This is a genomic window from Actinocrispum sp. NPDC049592 (assembly GCF_040675465.1).
Taxonomy (GTDB): domain Bacteria; phylum Actinomycetota; class Actinomycetes; order Mycobacteriales; family Pseudonocardiaceae; genus Kibdelosporangium.
The window spans coordinates 36,516-52,985 of the sequence record NZ_JBFAPA010000008.1 but is presented as its reverse complement, the minus strand read 5'-3'; the positions used below and the strand labels follow the sequence as shown (position 1 = coordinate 52,985).

The window sequence follows — 16,470 nt, the reverse complement described above, 5'->3', positions numbered from 1 at the left end:
TTCAGCTGTCGGGCAGGACACTGAACGCGGCGGCGGGTGCGCAGTGTGGCTTTTGGGACAGTTCGCAGCTGGGGAAGCCGGTGATGCGGGTGATGAGGTCGCCGTCGAAGTCGAAGACCATGAGGCCGTACGGCCGCCAGTCGCCGTCTTCGCCGGTGTCGTAGGCGGCGACGGCGAGTTGGCCGTTGGCCTGTGTGGGTACCAGGCGGATGGTTTCGAGCCGGCCTTGGCCTGGCACGGTGGCGAAAAAGCCGATGACCGCGTCGCGGCCGAGGAACTCCGCGGTCTCGGGCGGCATGCGTAGTTCCGCGTCGGCGCGGAGAAGCGCGCTCAGGCCGGTGATGTCGCGGCGGTGCCACGCGTCGACGAACTGGGCCAGTACGGCGCGGTCGACGTCGGTCAGGGGTCTTTTGTGGACGGTGCCGTGCAGGGTGGCGCGGGCGCGCTGGAGCATGCTGTTGACCGCGGGAACGGTGGTGCCCAACAGGTCCGCGACCTCCGCTGCGCTCCAGACCAGGACCTCACGCAGGATGAGCACGGCGCGCTGGGTGGCCGGGAGCAGTTGCAGTGCGGTGATGAAGGCCAGCGAGACCGATTCCCGTTGTTCGGCGAGGAGCGCCGGGTCGAGCAGGTGGTCGGGGAAGGGCTCCAGATAGTCGATCTCCGCGACGGTGGTGGGTTGCCGGGCACGTTTCTGGATGATCTTGAGGCTGGTCGTGGTGGCGATCCGGTAGAGCCAGTGCAGCAGGGGCGCGCGATCCTCGTAGGTGTTCAGTGAGCGCCAGGCGCGCATCAGCACATCCTGTGTCGCGTCCTCGGCGTCATGGTACGAGCCGAGCATCCGGTAGCAATGCACCTGCAGGGCAGGCAGATACGGCTCGACCAGCCGGTGGAAGGCGTCGCGGTCGCCGATGCGGGCGGCGGACAGCAGCTGCGTGCTCACGCCGGTGAGATTACGCCGATGAGTTCGCGCTCCGGCCGGGATCAGACGGGGTGAACTGACCACACCTTGGAGGAGCGCATGGACAACAAAAGCATCGTGAACCGGTATTACGACGCCTGGATACACCACGCTGGTGACATGTCCGGCGTGCCACTCGCGGGCGATTTCGTGTTCACCGGCCCGGTCGCGAGTTTCACCACGGCCGAGGGCTACCGGGCGATGGCCCGGCAGGCCGGGGCCGCGGTGCGCGGTTTCCGCGTCCGCCACCAGTTCGCCGCTGGTGACCTGGTCTGCTCGGTGATCGACTGGGAGATGTCGATGCTGCCCGGCACGCTCACCGCGGCGGAGATCCTGCAGGTCCGGGACGGTGAGATCGTGCGTGGGGAGCTGATCTACGACGCACAGGACCTGCGTCAGGCGATGGCCCGCCCGCCCGCGGTCGCCCTGCTGGAGACGGCCTGCCGCAGCACCGCCGACATGTTGGGGTCGATCGGCGGCAACGGTTGGGCGGCGCCGAGCGGGTGTGCCCGGTGGACGGTGCGGCAGGCCGGGAACCACCTGGTCGGCGGCCTGCTCCTGCTGGGCCGGATCGCCCGGCGGGAACCCATCGATCCGGCCGAGGTCGACGCCCAGCGCACCGCGGACACCGACCACCTCGGAACCGATCCGGTCGCCTCCTTCCAGCGGGCGGCTGCTCGAGCTGCGGAGACCTTCAGCGACCCCGTTGTGCTGGAACAACGGTTCGACATCCCCGCACCGGGAACCACAGGACTGCAGCTGGCCACTATCAGCACGCTTGAGGTCCTGGTCCATGGCTGGGACATCGCCAGCGGTGCGGAGGTGCCCTACAAACCGGACGACACCGTAGTGACGGCCGTGGGGGAGTACGCCATGACAGCAATCGGTGACGCGTCTCGCGGCGGTCCGTTCGGGCCGGTCGTGCCAGTGGGGCCGGATGCGGATCCGTTCACCGCGCTGCTCGGCCACCTGGGCAGGCGCGGCTGAGAGGCGGCGTGCGCGAACAGGGCCATCGTGGTGCACTGTTCGCGCACGCCGGAAAAGGGAGTTCGCCATGGCCGTCGATGTCCGCCCGAGAGTGCTGATCCACCGGCCCAGGACGGACGTGGCCGCGTTCATGTTCGACCCGGCGAACGACCTGCGGTGGACCGGCGGAATCACGGCCAGCACGCCTGCCCAGGCCGGACCGCTGGTCACCGGCGCCACGGTCGAACGCAGGGCTCGCTTCCTCGGCCGGTCCTTCACCTATGGATACGTGGTCACTGAACATGACCCCGACCGGCTGGTGGAGCTTCAGGTCGAGCGGCCTTTCCCGATGACCGTCCGCTACGAACTGGCCGATGTGGACGGCGGGACCCAGGTGACGATCCATGCCAGTGGGCAACCCGGCTGGTTCTTCCGCTGGGCCACTCCTCTGATGGCCAAGCAGGTGCACAAGCACATCGCCGCTGATCTGGAGCGGCTGCGGGAATGCCTGGAAAGCTGAGGCCGGGCGATGTCGATCCGGATGGGTTGCCGTTCGTAGTGGGGTGTGCGGCGGGACGGACCCGCTCGGTCTGGAGGTAGTAGGCCCATGACTCGTTACTTGTTGTCGGTGCACACCCGCGCCAACGTGACTGTGGAACCGGTGCCTGAGGAACGGATGCGGGAAAGCCATGAGCGGCTGGGGCGCATCGAACGGGACATGGCGGAGGCGGGGGCGTGGGTGTTCTCCGGGCGGCTGCACGACCCGGACACCGCCACGGTCGTGCGGATGGCCGGTGACGAGGTGCTGACCACGGACGGGCCGTTCGCCGAGTCCAAGGACCACCTCGGCGGCTTCTATGTCATCGAGGCGCCGGACCTGGATGCAGCGCTCGGGTGGGCGGGCAAGGTCACCGCATGCATCGGGGTGCCGATCGAGGTCCGGCCGTTCGCCGGGTTCGCCGACGAGCCGATGGTCTGAGGGTGGTGGACCAAGCCCTGATCGGCCGGATCTTCCGCGAGGAGTCCGGCCGGTCGGTGGCCGCGCTGATCCGGTTCTGCGGCGACATCGACGTAGCCGAGGACGCCGTGCAGGACGCGTTCACCCTCGCCCTGCGCACCTGGCCGGACACCGGTCTGCCAGCCAACCCGGGCGGCTGGATCACCACGACCGCCCGCACCCGCGCCATCGACCGGTTCCGGCGCGAGAAGCGCGGCCGCGAACTGCAGCACGCCACCGCCATGCTCACCACGCCGGAGGAGGTGAACACGGTGCCGGACGACCGGCTCCGGCTGATCTTCACCTGCTGCCACCCGGCCCTATCGGCCCAAGTTCGCGTGGCACTGACGCTACGGCTGCTCGGCGGGCTGTCCACTGTGGAGGTCGCCCAGGCGTTCCTGGTCAGCGAGTCCACCATGGCGCAACGTCTGGTCCGGGCCAAACACAAGATCACCGCCGCCCGCATTCCATACCGGATCCCCGAACCCGAGGACCTCCCTGGCCGGTTGCGGTCGGTCCAGGCGGTGCTCTATCTGATCTACAACACCGGCAACGATCTGTGCGGAGAAGCGATCCGGCTGGCTCGCCTGCTGCACCAGCTCATGCCCGACGAACCCGAGGTCGCCGGCCTGCTCGCGCTCATGCTGCTCATCGAGTCCCGCCGCCCGAGCCGCATACGACCGGATGGTTCCCTCGTCGTCCTCGCCGAGCAGGACCGCACCCAGTGGGACCAGGCTCTCATCCAGGAAGGGCAGGATCTGCTGCGCTGGTGCCTGCGCCGCGACCACCCAGGGCCGTACCAGCTCCAGGCCGCCATCAATGCCGTGCACGCCGACGCCGCCACCGCACAGGACACCGATTGGCCGCAGATCCTGACCCTCTACGACCACCTGTACGCGCTCACGCCCACTCCGGTCGTCGCCCTCAACCGTGCCATCGCAGTCGCCGAGGTTCACGGACCGGCGAGCGCGCTGGTTCTCATCGATGCCCTCGATCTCGATGGCTACTACGCCTTCCACGCCACACGAGCCGACCTGTTGCACCAACTTGGCCGCCACTCCGAAGCCAGCGCCGCCTACCAACGCGCCGGCGCCCTCGCTCCCACAGAAGCGGAACGCGTCTTCCTCAGCAACGGGGGCAGGTATCCCGAACCGCGGGAGCGCAGCACGACATGATCTCACCGGGATGACGCAAGACCAGGGGCAGCGGTCGCCGTACCTCTTGCTCTGATGAGCGTTGTCAGCCAGCGCTGTCGATCTGCGTGAGCAGACCGAAGGCGGCGAACAGGTTCTGCTGCGCGGGCAGACGGTGTCGCGGCTGATGCCTGCATCGGGGTGAAGACCCTGCTCGAACACGACGGCGTAATCGCTGGACCAGAACGCGGCGGCCGAGCCGATCGGTTGTGGCAGTCGGGTTCGACGTATCAGGTCGGCTGTGTGCGGAACTTCGTGGCGAGCGTGAGGATCTCGTCGACGGACCACTGGTCGTAGGCGTGGTTTCTGTGTTTGGCCGCGATGACTTCGGCCGGTGGGGTCGATGAGGAAGTCCGCGGGGAGGCCGAGATGGCGTTCGCCTGCGCCGATGGTGCGGCGTAGGCAGGTCGTCTACATGCCCACTTCGGCGATGTTCCGCACACGCCGAGTGGTTCGTCCAGAGCCCGCCGAACGCGACGGTGCCGGCCGACCTCACCAGGCTGGTCGACCGCGGCGACGTGCACCCGGTGATCGACGCCCGCCACCCAATTGACGACATCGTTGCCGCGCACCACAAACTGCAGCGCGGCGGGGGTCTTGGCAAGCAGGTCATCGAAGTGAAGTGAGCCGACTCGGACACCGAAACATCCGTCGGACAAGGAAGACTCAGCATGGGACTGCTCGAGAACAAGGTCGCTGTGATCACCGCAGGCATGGGGCTGGCGATCACCCGGCTGTTCGCCGCCGAAGGCGCACATGTCTACGCCACAGGACATCCCGACGATGAACTGCGCACGCGCGTCGAGGATCTTGACGGCCTTGGTCACGGCGGTACCAGGCCCACTCGGATCGTCGATCGACCTCGACCACTTGGCGCAGACCGCGTCGGCCGCGGAAGGCGGCGTGGACGTGCTGTACACCAGCGCGAGCATTGGAGTGCCGGAGGGAGGGGCGAGCCCGCCTCGTTCGTACCCGGCTGCCCGGCGGTCCGTCTTGCGGCCGCGATCTCCTGCGCCGCTCGGGTTTCGTCGCGGAGCGCGGCCAGCATCTCCCGACGACCGGCCGCATCATCGCTGCTGCGGGCGCGGCGCCGGTTTGCCATCCCGCGATTCATACGGCATCTTTACGCGCGGAGCGCCGGGAAGTCTGGTCGGCACACCACTCCCGTCCGGGGAGTGGTGTTGTGGTGATGGGAGTCTTGGCGTGCCGTTGGTGCTGGCGTTCGGCGTGGTGTTGTTGATCAGCGTGTCGCTCTCGGGCGTGGCCGCCCGGACGGTGCTCTCGACCGCGTTGCTGTTCCTGCTCGCGGGTGCCCTGATCGGTCAGGGCGGCTTCGGTCTCGTGCACGTCGTGCCGGACAGTCCACTGGTGACCGGGCTGGCGGACATCGCCTTGTTCACGGTGCTGTTCACCGACGGGCAACGGGCGAGTCTCCCCGCCCTGCGTGAGGGCTGGCGGTTGTCCGGGCGCGCACTCGGGCTGGCGATGCCGCTGACCATGGCCGGAATCGCGTTGCCCGCGTACTTCCTCGCCGGCCTGGACTGGCCGACGGCGCTGCTGCTGGGGGCGATCCTCTCGCCGACCGACCCGGTGTTCGCCTCCGCGATCGTGGGCCGCGATGACGTGCCCCTGCGGCTGCGCCGGTTGCTCAACGTCGAGTCGGGGCTCAACGACGGGCTGGCGCTGCCGTTCGTGCTGATCTTCCTGGCCACCGCGAGCGGGCAGCAGTCGCACCTCGGCCAGGTCGCCGCCGAGCTCGGGCTGGGACTGGTCCTGGGCGTGGCGCTGCCCGCGGTGGTGGCGCTGGCGTGGCGGACACGGCTGCTGACCGCCGAGCCGAGACTGCAGGCGCTCGGGCCGCTGGCGATCGCGGTGATGCTGTACGCCGCCTGCCACCTCACCCACGCCAACCCGTACCTGGCGGCCTTCATCGCCGGCTCCACGCTGGCCACTATGGACAAGGTGTCGGCCGAGCGGTTCGAACCGTTCGGCGACCTGCTGTCGGAGCTGACCAAGTTCGGGGCGCTGCTGGTGTTCGGCGCGCTGATCACGCCGGAACGCATCTCGCACCTGAGTGTCGGCGACTGGGCGGTGGCGGTGCTGGCCATCCTGCTGGTGCGCCCGGCCACGATGCTGCTGTCGTTGCTGCGCACTCCACTGCCGGCACGTGAACGCACGGCAGCCGCGTGGTTCGGGCCGAAGGGATTCGCCTCGGTGGTCTACGGGCTGCTGGCGCTGCAGTCCGCCATTCCCGACGGCGAGCATGTGTTCGACCTGGTGGCGATCACCATCGCGCTGTCGATCGTCCTGCATTCCTCCACCGACGTCCCTGTCGCCAGGGCACTGCGCGTGGAGCCACCTGACTGTCTGCCCTCTGGTTCCCCGGCTTCGGACAGGAGCACAGCATGACCCTCACTCTGGTCGTACCCTGCAAGGGTGCGAGCACGAGAGATGGCCGAGGAGTATCCGGTCACCAGCCTGGACTCCGATGCATTCGAGGCTGCCCGGTCGCTGGCCACGCATCGGATGCCGGGCCTGGTGGTGACCGACCGGAACGGCCGGCCCCATTCGGTGCTGGGCGCCTCGCAGGTGGTGCGGTTCCTGGTGCCCCGCTATGTCCAGGACGACCCGTCGCTGGCGGGTGTGGTGGACGAGCAGTTCGCCGACCGGGTGGCCGACAAGCTCACCGGGCGCACGGTCCGGGACCTGTTGCCGGACGACCCGATCGAACTCGCGGTGGCCGACGCGGACGACACCGTGGTGGAGGTCGCCGCGGTGATGGCCCGCACGCGCTGCCCACTGGTCGCCGTCATCGACCACGACAAGAACATCGTCGGTGTGATCACCGCGTCAAGGCTGCTGCAGCGCGCGTTGGGCTGCTGAGGGGCGCACGGTGACCGCGGTCGCGGTCACCGTGTTCGTGGTGGCCTACGTCTTCATCGCCACCGAATGGGTGCACCGGTTGATCGCCGTGCTCGGTGGTGCCGGGGTGCTGCTCGCGCTGAACGTCGTCGACTCCGGGGACGTGTTCTACTCGCACGACACCGGCATCGACTGGGACGTCATCTTCCTGCTGATCGGGATGATGATCATCGTCGGGGTGCTGCGCCGCACCGGGGTGTTCGAGTACGTCGCGATCTGGGCTGCCAAACGCGCGGGCGGCTCGCCGCTGCGCGTGATGGTCTTGCTGGTGGTGATCACCGCGACCGCCTCGGCGTTCCTGGACAACGTCACCACGGTGCTGTTGATCGCGCCGGTCACGCTGCTTGTCTGTGAGCGTCTTGATGTGCGCCCCGTTCCGTTCCTGATCGCGGAAGTGCTGGCGTCCAACATCGGCGGGGCCGCGACCCTGATCGGTGACCCGCCGAACATCATCATCGCCAGCCGCGCGGGGTTGTCGTTCAACGACTTCCTCGTGCACATGACCCCGATCGTGGCGCTCGAGCTGGTCGCGTTCACCCTGGTGCTGCGGCTGGTGTTCCGCGGCTCGTTCGCCGTGGACCCGCGGCGGGTGGAAGGAGTCCTGGCGCTCAACGAACGGGAAGCCATCCGCGACCCACGCCTGCTGATCAGGTGCGGCCTGGTGCTGCTTGCGGTGTTCGCCGGGTTCATCGGGCACTCGGTGATCCACATCGAACCGTCGGTGGTGGCGCTGCTGGGCGCTGGAGCGCTCGTGCTGATCTCCGGCGTCGCGCCGAGGCACTATCTGGCCGCGGTGGAGTGGGAGACCCTGCTGTTCTTCGCGGGGCTGTTCATCATGGTCGGTGCGCTGGTGAAGACCGGGGTGATCGGCGAGCTGGCCAGGCTGGCGGCCGACGCCACTGGCGGCAACGCCCTGGTCGCGGTGATGTTGATCCTCGGTGTGTCCGCGTTGTTGTCCGGGGTGATCGACAACATCCCGTATGTGGCGACGATGAGTCCGCTGGTGCTGCAACTCGCGAACGACATCAGCGACCCATCGCACTCCCAGGCCCTGTGGTGGGCCTTGGCACTGGGCGCGGATCTGGGCGGCAACATGACCGCGGTCGGCGCGAGCGCGAACGTGGTGGTGCTCGGTATGGCCAAACGGGAGGGCACGCCGATCTCGTTCTGGGAGTTCACCAGGAAGGGTGCCCCGGTCACGGTGATGACCATCGTGATCGCCGCCCCGTACCTGTGGCTGCGCTACTTCGTCTGGAACTGATCCTCGACTATTCTCGGACTGTTGCCGCACGGAGGAGCCGTGAGCATGGCCGGTGTCGTCTATCCACTCGTCATGGTCGCTGTGTTCGCGACCGTCGCTCTCACGCTGCGCATTGTGAACAAACGAGGCCAGTAGCGGCCGCCCGTCCATACTTTGCCTAGTGCAAAAGTTGCTTCTGCATGATTAGGTATGCCGAAAGTGCCAGGTTCTCGTGGGTCATCTCGACGCTTCCGGATCCACGGCGGCAGTCGCTGAAACGTCTCGCATAACGTCCTGGGTCTCGCCATTTCGGTCGTGCTGCCTCCCTTGAGGAAGTAGCGAGATCCGATGTCTCTGCCGGATTCCTCGACAGCAAGTGGATCTGGCCGATAAACATCCATAGTGGACAGTGTCCGCTGTCGTGATGGGGCGGGGGTGACCTGCCGGGCGCCGCCGTGGTGAAGTCATCTCCGGCTCCCCCGGACCGGACGGCCTCATCGAGCCACCCCGCGTCGGCCTGCGGCGGGTTGCGATGGCTGAGGATTCACCGGCTCAGCTCGGCACCGAGTACGCCTGCCGCCGAACTGCGGGGTCGAGTCGGCCATCGGTAAGTGTCACGTAAGCAGTTGCCGGTTCCGCGCGCAGTGCGGCTCGGGCAAGGTGAACACTGCCGTCTCGTTCAGGTGATGGCAAGTCCTCGAACGAACGCGGGAAACCACATGAACGCCAGCCGAACACCCCTTTTCTGTGACACCGTGCTCGCCGAGCGGATCGAACGGGCCGAGGCACGGCTCATGGCCGAATGCTGTGAGGCCGCCCAGCGTGGCGACAGCCCGGGTTTCGTGCATGTCCTGGCCGGTGGTGTGGCGAGCTTCGCTGAGGACGGCTCGCCGTACAACAAGGTCGCGGGCCTCGGCTTCCACGGCGTGCCGAGCGCGGCCGACCTTGACGACGTCGAGAAGGCGTTCGCCGCCCATGGCGCCGTTGTGCAGGTCGAGCTCGCGCACCTCGCCGATCCCGCGATCGGTGTCCTGCTCACCGAACGCGGCTACCGGCTCGAATCGTTCGAAAACGTGCTCGGCCTCGCCCTCGACGGCGAGTACGAGCCGGTCGCGCTACCCGGGTTCGTGATCCGGCGCAGCGGCGACGACGAGTTCGAACAGTGGCTCGAAGTCGTGGCCGACGGTGCCGCCCACCCCGATACCCAAGGGCTGCCCTGGCACGAGGAGTTTCCACGCGAGATTTACTTGCGGGCCCAACGTCATTCCGCGGCGGCCGGCGAGCAACACTACGTCGCCGTGCGCGACGGCGCCTTCGTCGGTGGGGCTGGTCTGCGTGTGTCGGAGGGCATCGCACAGTTCGCGGGCGCGGCGACCGCACCCGCGCACCGCCGCCGCGGCGTCCAGTCCGCACTGCTGGCGGCCCGGCTCGCCGATGCCAGGGCCGCGGGCTGCGACGTCGCGGTCATCACGACCCAACCGGGGTCCAAGTCGCAGCAGAACGCCCAGCGCCAGGGTTTCGACCTGCTCTACACCCGCGCCGTGCTGGTGAAACAGCCCTGAACTCGGGGTTTCCGGCCGGGTACCGGCGGGCCAGCCCTCCCAGGCACGGAAAGTGTGGACCAGCAAGTAATTCCGGGCATGGGCACGGCCATTCGCGACCGAGTAGAAGAAACGTCGCTCGTCTCAGAGGCTTGGAAAGTGACGGCGGGTCACCCGGCGCTCAGGCCGGGTAACCCGCCGTCGGTCTCAGGCAGACGCAGAACTGGACCTCTGGGCACAGCGCAGCCACCCGGCCCTTGGTTCATCTGTCATTTGTGGACAGTTTCGGTGGTGTGTTACTTGCACTGCTTGCTGGTGTTGATGCAGTCGACGATCTTGGCCATGGTCCGGTCGGAGTTGACGTTGACGAAGTCGTTGTGGTCGGAGGACGGGTTGTGGTTCTCCTCGGGGAACGAGTCGAGCTGGTACTGGCCCTGCTGCTGGATGTCGCCGGGGATGTTGTAAGCGATGGAGATGCGTAGCTGTGGCACGGCTTTCGTGCCTGCGGGGCAGGCACCGGTCTTGGGATCGGGGAAGGCGATGTGGTTGCGGTGGTTGTCGCTGTCGGTGTTGCGTCCGTCCCAGCAGCTGGGGAAGTCGTGCACCCGCATGACCTGACTGCCGGCGGGGCAGATGACGTACTTGTCCGACAACCGGTCGGTGAAGCCGCTGCAGGTCCAGGTGGTGCGGGCGTTGGCCGGTCCGCGGCTGGTCGGTTTCGCCTCGCCGGTGATCATTTTGAGGAACTTCGGCATCGCCACAACGGAACTGGTCGTGTTGCCGCGGTATTCGATCGTCACGCTGGCCGGGCGGACGATGCCGCCGACGTTGCCGGCGAGTTCGAGATTGGGGCCTTGGACACCGGGCAGTGGTGCGGCGGTGGCGGAACCGCCGTTGCCGTTGTTGTTGCCGGGGCTGGCGTTGTTGAGCGTGCAGGGTGCGAGCCGGTCCAGTCCGGTGGGCCGGGGCGCGTTGCGGCCGATGGCGATGGTGATGCGGTCGATCGTGGCGATTCGCTTGTCCTTCAGCGGCCCCAGGATCGCGTTGTCGACGAAGTTCGCTCCGCCTTGGCCTTGGGTGGCGACCAGACGCTGGTTCGCTTCGGCGATCTGCTTGTCCAGCAGGGTCAGGTTGCGGTCGACCTCGTCCACGGCCTGGGCCGGGATGCCGGGTAGCTTGTCTCGCACGGTCGGGCAGTTGATCGTCGGGGTGACCGCGGGCGGTGATGATGTTTCGCCGCCATGGCCGCCGGATGTGCCGTGCCCGGCGTGGGCTCCGTCGTAGCTCAGATCGCAGTCCGCCAGCGAGACCAGGTTCGCCGGGCGTGGCGCGCTACGGCCTATGGCGATCGCCATCCGGTCGAGAGTGGCGACTCGTTTGCTGCGCAGGGGACCGAGAATGGCGTTGTTGATGAAGTTCGGGTCGCCCTGGTTCTGTTCGCGGGTCAGTCGTTGGTTGGCTTCGCTGATCTGCTTGTCCAGCAGTTGCAGGTTCTGGTCGACCTCGGCGCGTGCCTGGTCGGGGACCGCGGGCAGCCGGTCGGCGACGGTCGGGCAGTTGATCGACGGGGTTCCCGCGGCTTTGAGTGTGTCGGCGTTGGCGCCGATCTGCCGGTTGGCCTGTTTGTTGATGCGCACGACCGGCCAGAAGTAGGACGACTTGTCGCCGTTCTGGCAGGTGGTGTCGGAATCCTCCAGGCTCTCGTCGGTGGATTCGGCGCTGATGGAGAGGTTGCCGACGAAGTCGTGGACGTGCTGGGCGCCGTTCTTCACACCGGGTTGCGCGACGGGGTTGTCCGGGCTGAACTTGCGGTTTCCGTTGGTCCCACAGTCCACCGTGAACACACCGGTGGAACCACCTCGCCGGACTTCCGGTGTTCGCACGTTCGCCTGGACGTCCTGGATGCGGACGAACGCCGACAGCGGCGCGGGCTTGCCCTGGTCTTTGCCTGTATTGGCGGCGATCGCGGCCGTTGCCGTGCCCGCTGTGGCCACTGCGATCAGCGCCAGGAGCACGCGGACATTGCGGGCCCGCGTCCGTACGACCCTGTGTTGCATCAGTTCCTCCTCCGCCCACTCGGGGGTTTGGGCGTCACCGGGTAGTACGGGCGCTCTGCGGAGAGGGACGCGGATCAGGCGTGCGCGTCATCGATCGGTAAGAACTCGTCGGCCCAGACCTGCCGGATACCGTTGCGATGAAAGGTGCTCACGACCGAACCCATCACAGATTCCTTACGGATTGCGGATATGGCTTGGTCTTGCCCCGTTTGGCGGGCACTTCCGTCGAAACGGGGCAACCTCACGCTGTGGGGTGTTGCTGGCGGAAGACAATGTCGCCGTGGTGGCCGTTAGCGCTGGATCGCCTGTTGTCGCAGTGATTGGGTGCATTGCACGCACACCCCGACTTCGGGGTGCTGGTCGAGGCGGACCAACTGCGCCTCGGGATAGTCGGTGCCGCAACACCAACACCGTGTGCCTAAGGCTATGGCCTGCCTGGCCGCCGCTTGCGACGCGGTGACGTAGACGCCGTCGATCTGCCAGCCTTGAGCGATCGCCTGGCAGTTGAAGGCGCAGATCAGGTGCGCGTCGAGGAGCACCCACAGGCGCGGTGTCGGTGCCGGGGTCGGCGGGTCGTCGGTCATGGCGGGTCAGACCTGCTTCGTGGTCACGGTTTTCGCCGATACCTGGCGGGTGACGAGGTCGTGCAGGAATGCTGCGACGAGGCCGCCGATCAGCGGGCCAAGCAGGTAGGCGGCCAGTTGTGACCAGGTCACGCCGCGGCCGGCCAGGGACAGCACGACATCCGGGCCGAGGGTGCGGGCGAGGTTCACCGAGGCGCCGGTGAGCGGTCCGAACACCATGATCTGGGTGGCCAGGGCAAGTCCGATGCCGAACCCGTGCACGCCACGTGGCGCGCTCGGCGTGACGGCCAAGGCGAACACCGCGGTGACCAGGATGAACGCCCCGACGGCTTCGGCGAGTATCGCTTGTCCCCACGAGACACTCGGGGCGAAGGTCGTCGCGCCCAGACCGGCGTCGAGCGCGGTGTTCGGGTAGGCCGCGTACACCAGTGTCGCGGCGAGGATGCCGCCAAGCAGTTGAGCCAGCAGGTATCCAGGGACCTGGCGCCAGGCGAACTTGCCGCGAGCGGCCAGGGCGAGGGTGACGGTGGGGTTGAAGTGGCCGCCGGATACCGCGCCGAAGGCGTAGATGGCCACCGCGAGCGCGAGACCATGTGCCAGCGCGACGATCAGCAGCCCACCGCCGCCGGCAACCGCGGAGACCGCGGCGCCGATACCGAACGTGCACAGGATGGCGGTGCCGGCCAGTTCCGCGATGAGACGGTGAACCAGTGCGACATGCACGGTGAGGAGTTCCTTCCGTTGTGGGGCCGCGGCGTGGCCCGGGTGACGTGCTTGCTCTGCCAACCTGCCGCGATCCGGATGTCGCCTGATACCGCCGAACCCCCTAAATAGTCTTACGGATCCCTTACGCAGCAATGATTCACTCATTGGCACGTCCTGGAACGACCGGTTCGACACAGCTCGGCCTGCCACCCACGTCCAGTGTCCGTAAGGAAACCGTGTTGCCTCGGGACCTGTCACGTCATAACTCCGTAATATGCCGCCGTGTCCCGTCCGGGCCGTGGGTACGCAAGGATCGAGGGCCATCAGCCGAAGGAGGAGCCGAAATGTTTCGCCGCTGTCGGACTGTGGGTGCGCTGTTCGCCGTCGTTCTGTCCGTCCCACTCGCGGCGTGCGGCGCGCAGCCGGGCGCGACGGCGCCGGTCACGACGACGAGCACATTGACGACCACCTCGGCCAACGCAACCGCAACTCGACCCGCTGCCGCGGCGATACCGGAGCAGTTGAAGTTCACCGTCCAGACCACTGACGGGCAGAGTTTCTCCGGCGAGAGCCTGGCAGGTAAGAAGGTCGTGCTGTGGTTCTGGGCACCGTGGTGCCCGAAGTGCCGCGCGGAGGCACCCCGAGTGGCTGCTGCGGCACAAGCGAACACCGGCAAGATCAGCTTCGTTGGGGTCGCCGCGCAGGACGACCTGCCCGCGATGAAGAAGTTCGTCGCCGACTACAAGGTCGGCGGATTCACCCACCTGGCCGATCTGGATGCCGCGATCTGGACCCGGTTCGGGATCACGCAACAGCCCGCGTACGCCTTCATCGGCCCGGACGGCAAGGTGGACGTGGTCAAACAGCAGCTGTCCGAATCCGCGCTGGCCGACCGGCTTGATGCGCTGATCGCGGCCTGAGATGGACCTGGACACACTGGGGTTCGCGCTGGCGGCCGGCATGCTGGCCGTGGTCAACCCGTGTGGGTTCGCGATGCTGCCCGCCTACCTGACATTGGTGGTAGCGGGCGACTCCCGCCCCACGATGACGGCGGTCTGGCGGGCGCTGGCGGTCACCGGGTTGATGGCACTGGGGTTCCTCGCCGTGTTCGGGACGTTCGGGCTGGTCGTGGCGCCGCTGGGCTCCTCGGTGCAGGAATACCTGCCGGTGGTGACCGTGGTGGTCGGCGTGACGATGCTCGGGCTCGGTGGGTGGATGCTGGCGGGCAAGCAGATCACGCTGCTGATCCCCAAACCCCGCAAGGGCGCACCGACCGCGCGGCTGAGTTCGATGTTCGGCTACGGCCTGGCCTACGCGGTCGTATCGCTGTCCTGCACGATCGGACCATTCCTCGCGGTGACCAGTGCGACCTTCCGCAGCGGTTCCGTGATCGCCGGGATCGCGGCATACCTGGTGTACGGACTGGGGATGACGCTCGTGGTCGGCGTGCTGGCCGTGTCGGTTGCCCTCGCGAGCAATGCGGTGACCACAGGGATCCGGCGAATCCTGCCCCACGTCAACCGCATCGGCGGCGCGATCCTCGTCCTGGCCGGGCTTTACATCGGTTACTACGGAGTGTACGAACTGCGCTTGTTCCACGGCAGCGGCTCGGCGGAGGACCGGATCGTGGACGGCGCCGGTCAGGTACAGGCACTGCTCGCCGAATGGGTGGATCAGATTGGGCCGGTGCCGCTGGTGGCTGGCCTCACGGTGCTCGTTGGCACAGGTGTCCTGCTTGCCCGCCTGCGGACCCGACGCCGCTCCCACGTGTCCTCTGAGGACAGTTCCGGATAGGCGCCGCATCACCACCAGGAGGCGCACGCATTGCTGGGAATCCCTTCCGATAGGGCGATGCGCGCAAGTCGAGCACGTTATCTCAGGGGCGGATTCAAGGGGTCGTCGCAACACGGTCCGGTGGGGACAGTAGCGCGGTGAGTTGTTCGGCGGGTGTGCCACCCGAGTGTTTTGCGACCGATGTGGCGTCTTTGCCGTCGGGCAGGTGCAGCAGCGGGCAGTACCGTTGCGGGACTTCATGTCTCGGTTCTTGGTCCGCTCGAGGTGTGCATCGGGGACGAACCGGTCGATGCCGGACCGGTCAAGCAGCGCGGCCTGCTCGCGGTGCAGCCCAACCAGGTCGTGACGCTCGAAGAGATCGTCGACATGCTGTGGGGCGGCGAACCACTCGCCTCGTACACCGGCCTGGTCCAGCCAACATCGCCCGGCTCCGGGCGTTGGTGCGCCGTGACGCGGTGGCCCCCGACCGCGGCGGGTACCGGCTGACCCCGACCGAGGACGAGTCCGATCTGCTGCGTTTCGTCGGTCTTATCGGGAACGTCCGGCAGGCGGGCGAGGCCGGTGAGGTGTACCAGGCGCTCGCGTGCTGGCGGGGCGACCGTGTCTAGCGCCGGGAGGACGACCGGGGCGATGATGGGTCCGGTCATGCCGAACACCCCCGCGTGAGGCGAGGGTGTTCATGGTTTGCGTGTTGATGTGCCTTCAAACACTGGCACTTGGGATGTAGCTCAGATGCTACGAATCTGTGTCCGAGGCCGGAAGCGACGTGTGGTCGACGCATGGGTGTTCAACTGTCCGAACTGGACGTTGGACGTGGTCTGCGGTATGCCGGACGTTGTACCCACTCGAAGCACCCGGCTTTGCGGACTTCGTCGGGGGGCTTGGCCAAGGGCGGCTGGAGCCGCCGTGAAGTACTGGTTGGCTACTTCGATCTCCCCGACACAGCAAGCCGAGGTCGAACGACGCGGCGCTGTGCTGCCCGGGACCAGGTGCCGTGCGTGCCTGGCCCCGGGTGGGTGGGCTATGTGCTCGTCAGTGGCGTTGCCATTGTTGATTCGTCCCGCCGTGACAGGTCCAGATGATGATCTTCGTACCGTTCGCGGTACCCGCGCCGTAGGCGTCCAGGCACAGTCCGGAGTGGACACTAGTGATGGTGCCGTCGGAGTTGACGTTCCACTGTTGGCCGGCGCCGCCGGTGCAGTCCCAGATCACGACTGCGGTGCCGGGACTGGTTGCGCCGCCCTGGGTGTCCATGCATTTGTTGCCGTAGACCGATAGTTGCCTGCCGGAGGTGTAGTTCCACTGCTGGTTGCTGCCTCCGTTGCAGTCCCACAACTGCACCGCGGTGCCGTTCGCCGTCCCCGCCCCGTTGACGTCGACACACCTGCCGGCCGACACCGACGTGATGGTCCCTGGCGCACCGCCTCCGCCCGGCCGCTGGAACAGACCGAGCTCGGCGATCGCCGGAGCGGCCCTGGATCCGGTGATACGCAACCTCACCTGGCTGGCG

18 protein-coding genes are annotated in these 16,470 nt (G+C 67.4%); 13 read left to right on the top strand and 5 right to left on the bottom strand.

Going from position 1 to position 16,470, the window contains the following annotated elements:
• Position 1: 1 nt before the first annotated feature.
• A complete protein-coding gene (locus tag AB0J95_RS21205; protein WP_364760130.1) occupies positions 2–943 on the bottom strand; it encodes an RNA polymerase subunit sigma-70 in 942 nt (313 codons plus the stop codon).
• 78 nt (positions 944–1,021) lie between these two features.
• Between AB0J95_RS21205 and AB0J95_RS21200 the strand changes: the two genes are divergently transcribed.
• From AB0J95_RS21200 to AB0J95_RS21160, 9 genes are all read left to right on the top strand, one after another.
• Positions 1,022–1,948 (top strand): TIGR03086 family metal-binding protein, encoded by a 927-nt coding sequence (locus AB0J95_RS21200; protein WP_364760127.1) that lies wholly within the window; start codon positions 1,022–1,024, stop codon positions 1,946–1,948.
• A 67-nt stretch (positions 1,949–2,015) separates the two neighbouring features.
• The gene (locus AB0J95_RS21195) at positions 2,016–2,447 is read left to right on the top strand and encodes an SRPBCC family protein (protein ID WP_364760125.1); all 432 of its coding nucleotides are present in this window, start codon (positions 2,016–2,018) and stop codon (positions 2,445–2,447) included.
• 87 nt (positions 2,448–2,534) lie between these two features.
• Positions 2,535–2,906 (top strand): YciI family protein, encoded by a 372-nt coding sequence (locus AB0J95_RS21190; RefSeq protein WP_364760122.1) that lies wholly within the window; start codon positions 2,535–2,537, stop codon positions 2,904–2,906.
• A 2-nt stretch (positions 2,907–2,908) separates the two neighbouring features.
• The gene (locus tag AB0J95_RS21185; protein WP_364760119.1) at positions 2,909–4,099 is read left to right on the top strand and encodes an RNA polymerase sigma factor; all 1,191 of its coding nucleotides are present in this window, start codon (positions 2,909–2,911) and stop codon (positions 4,097–4,099) included.
• 497 nt (positions 4,100–4,596) lie between these two features.
• On the top strand, positions 4,597–4,743 hold the full coding sequence (locus tag AB0J95_RS21180; protein ID WP_364760116.1) for a zinc-binding dehydrogenase: 147 nt from the start codon (positions 4,597–4,599) through the stop codon (positions 4,741–4,743).
• Between the two features lie 577 nt (positions 4,744–5,320).
• Entirely contained in the window at positions 5,321–6,526 is a 1,206-nt protein-coding gene (locus AB0J95_RS21175) for a cation:proton antiporter (RefSeq protein ID WP_364760113.1), read from the top strand.
• Positions 6,527–6,553: 27 nt separating this feature from the next.
• The gene (locus AB0J95_RS21170) at positions 6,554–7,000 is read left to right on the top strand and encodes a CBS domain-containing protein (RefSeq protein ID WP_364760110.1); all 447 of its coding nucleotides are present in this window, start codon (positions 6,554–6,556) and stop codon (positions 6,998–7,000) included.
• A 10-nt stretch (positions 7,001–7,010) separates the two neighbouring features.
• A complete protein-coding gene (locus AB0J95_RS21165) occupies positions 7,011–8,300 on the top strand; it encodes an ArsB/NhaD family transporter (protein WP_364760107.1) in 1,290 nt (429 codons plus the stop codon).
• A gap of 698 nt (positions 8,301–8,998) precedes the next feature.
• Positions 8,999–9,841: a GNAT family N-acetyltransferase gene (locus AB0J95_RS21160; protein ID WP_364760104.1), complete on the top strand. Its 843-nt coding sequence runs from the start codon at positions 8,999–9,001 to the stop codon at positions 9,839–9,841.
• A gap of 275 nt (positions 9,842–10,116) precedes the next feature.
• On the opposite strand, the gene AB0J95_RS21155 is transcribed toward AB0J95_RS21160, so the two are convergent.
• The 3 genes from AB0J95_RS21155 to AB0J95_RS21145 all read right to left on the bottom strand — a co-directional run bounded on the left by AB0J95_RS21155 (position 10,117) and on the right by AB0J95_RS21145 (position 13,184).
• Positions 10,117–11,877 carry a DUF1996 domain-containing protein gene (locus tag AB0J95_RS21155; RefSeq protein WP_364760101.1) on the bottom strand — a complete coding sequence of 587 codons (1,761 nt, stop codon included), beginning with the start codon at positions 11,875–11,877 and terminating at the stop codon, positions 10,117–10,119.
• 290 nt (positions 11,878–12,167) lie between these two features.
• Positions 12,168–12,461: a hypothetical protein gene (locus AB0J95_RS21150; protein ID WP_364760098.1), complete on the bottom strand. Its 294-nt coding sequence runs from the start codon at positions 12,459–12,461 to the stop codon at positions 12,168–12,170.
• A gap of 6 nt (positions 12,462–12,467) precedes the next feature.
• Entirely contained in the window at positions 12,468–13,184 is a 717-nt protein-coding gene (locus tag AB0J95_RS21145) for an MIP/aquaporin family protein (protein ID WP_364760095.1), read from the bottom strand.
• A gap of 326 nt (positions 13,185–13,510) precedes the next feature.
• Between AB0J95_RS21145 and AB0J95_RS21140 the strand changes: the two genes are divergently transcribed.
• The 4 genes from AB0J95_RS21140 (at position 13,511) to AB0J95_RS21125 (ending at position 15,568) form a co-directional block, all read left to right on the top strand.
• Complete coding sequence (locus tag AB0J95_RS21140; protein WP_364760093.1) at positions 13,511–14,086, top strand: redoxin family protein; 576 nt, start codon at positions 13,511–13,513, stop codon at positions 14,084–14,086.
• A gap of 1 nt (position 14,087) precedes the next feature.
• Positions 14,088–14,960 carry a cytochrome c biogenesis CcdA family protein gene (locus AB0J95_RS21135; RefSeq protein WP_364760090.1) on the top strand — a complete coding sequence of 291 codons (873 nt, stop codon included), beginning with the start codon at positions 14,088–14,090 and terminating at the stop codon, positions 14,958–14,960.
• A gap of 264 nt (positions 14,961–15,224) precedes the next feature.
• Positions 15,225–15,446 (top strand): helix-turn-helix domain-containing protein, encoded by a 222-nt coding sequence (locus AB0J95_RS21130; RefSeq protein WP_364760087.1) that lies wholly within the window; start codon positions 15,225–15,227, stop codon positions 15,444–15,446.
• Positions 15,416–15,568 carry a hypothetical protein gene (locus tag AB0J95_RS21125; RefSeq protein ID WP_364760085.1) on the top strand — a complete coding sequence of 51 codons (153 nt, stop codon included), beginning with the start codon at positions 15,416–15,418 and terminating at the stop codon, positions 15,566–15,568. Before AB0J95_RS21130 ends, AB0J95_RS21125 begins: the two co-directional genes overlap by 31 nt.
• Before the next feature lie 424 nt (positions 15,569–15,992).
• Here AB0J95_RS21125 and AB0J95_RS21120 read toward each other — a convergent pair whose 3' ends face one another.
• On the bottom strand, positions 15,993–16,358 hold the full coding sequence (locus AB0J95_RS21120) for an RICIN domain-containing protein (RefSeq protein ID WP_364760082.1): 366 nt from the start codon (positions 16,356–16,358) through the stop codon (positions 15,993–15,995).
• Between the last annotated feature and the right edge of the window lie 112 nt (positions 16,359–16,470).

Bases quoted from the DNA above. Each gene is read 5' to 3' on its own strand.
- AB0J95_RS21200 (WP_364760127.1), top strand. From the start codon at position 1,022: ATGGACAACAAAAGCATCGTGAACCGGTATTACGACGCCTGGATACAC.
- AB0J95_RS21195 (WP_364760125.1), top strand. From the start codon at position 2,016: ATGGCCGTCGATGTCCGCCCGAGAGTGCTGATCCACCGGCCCAGGACG.
- AB0J95_RS21190 (WP_364760122.1), top strand. From the start codon at position 2,535: ATGACTCGTTACTTGTTGTCGGTGCACACCCGCGCCAACGTGACTGTG.
- AB0J95_RS21160 (WP_364760104.1), top strand. From the start codon at position 8,999: ATGAACGCCAGCCGAACACCCCTTTTCTGTGACACCGTGCTCGCCGAG.
- AB0J95_RS21155 (WP_364760101.1), bottom strand. From the start codon at position 11,877: ATGCAACACAGGGTCGTACGGACGCGGGCCCGCAATGTCCGCGTGCTC.
- AB0J95_RS21150 (WP_364760098.1), bottom strand. From the start codon at position 12,461: ATGACCGACGACCCGCCGACCCCGGCACCGACACCGCGCCTGTGGGTG.
- AB0J95_RS21140 (WP_364760093.1), top strand. From the start codon at position 13,511: ATGTTTCGCCGCTGTCGGACTGTGGGTGCGCTGTTCGCCGTCGTTCTG.
- AB0J95_RS21135 (WP_364760090.1), top strand. From the start codon at position 14,088: ATGGACCTGGACACACTGGGGTTCGCGCTGGCGGCCGGCATGCTGGCC.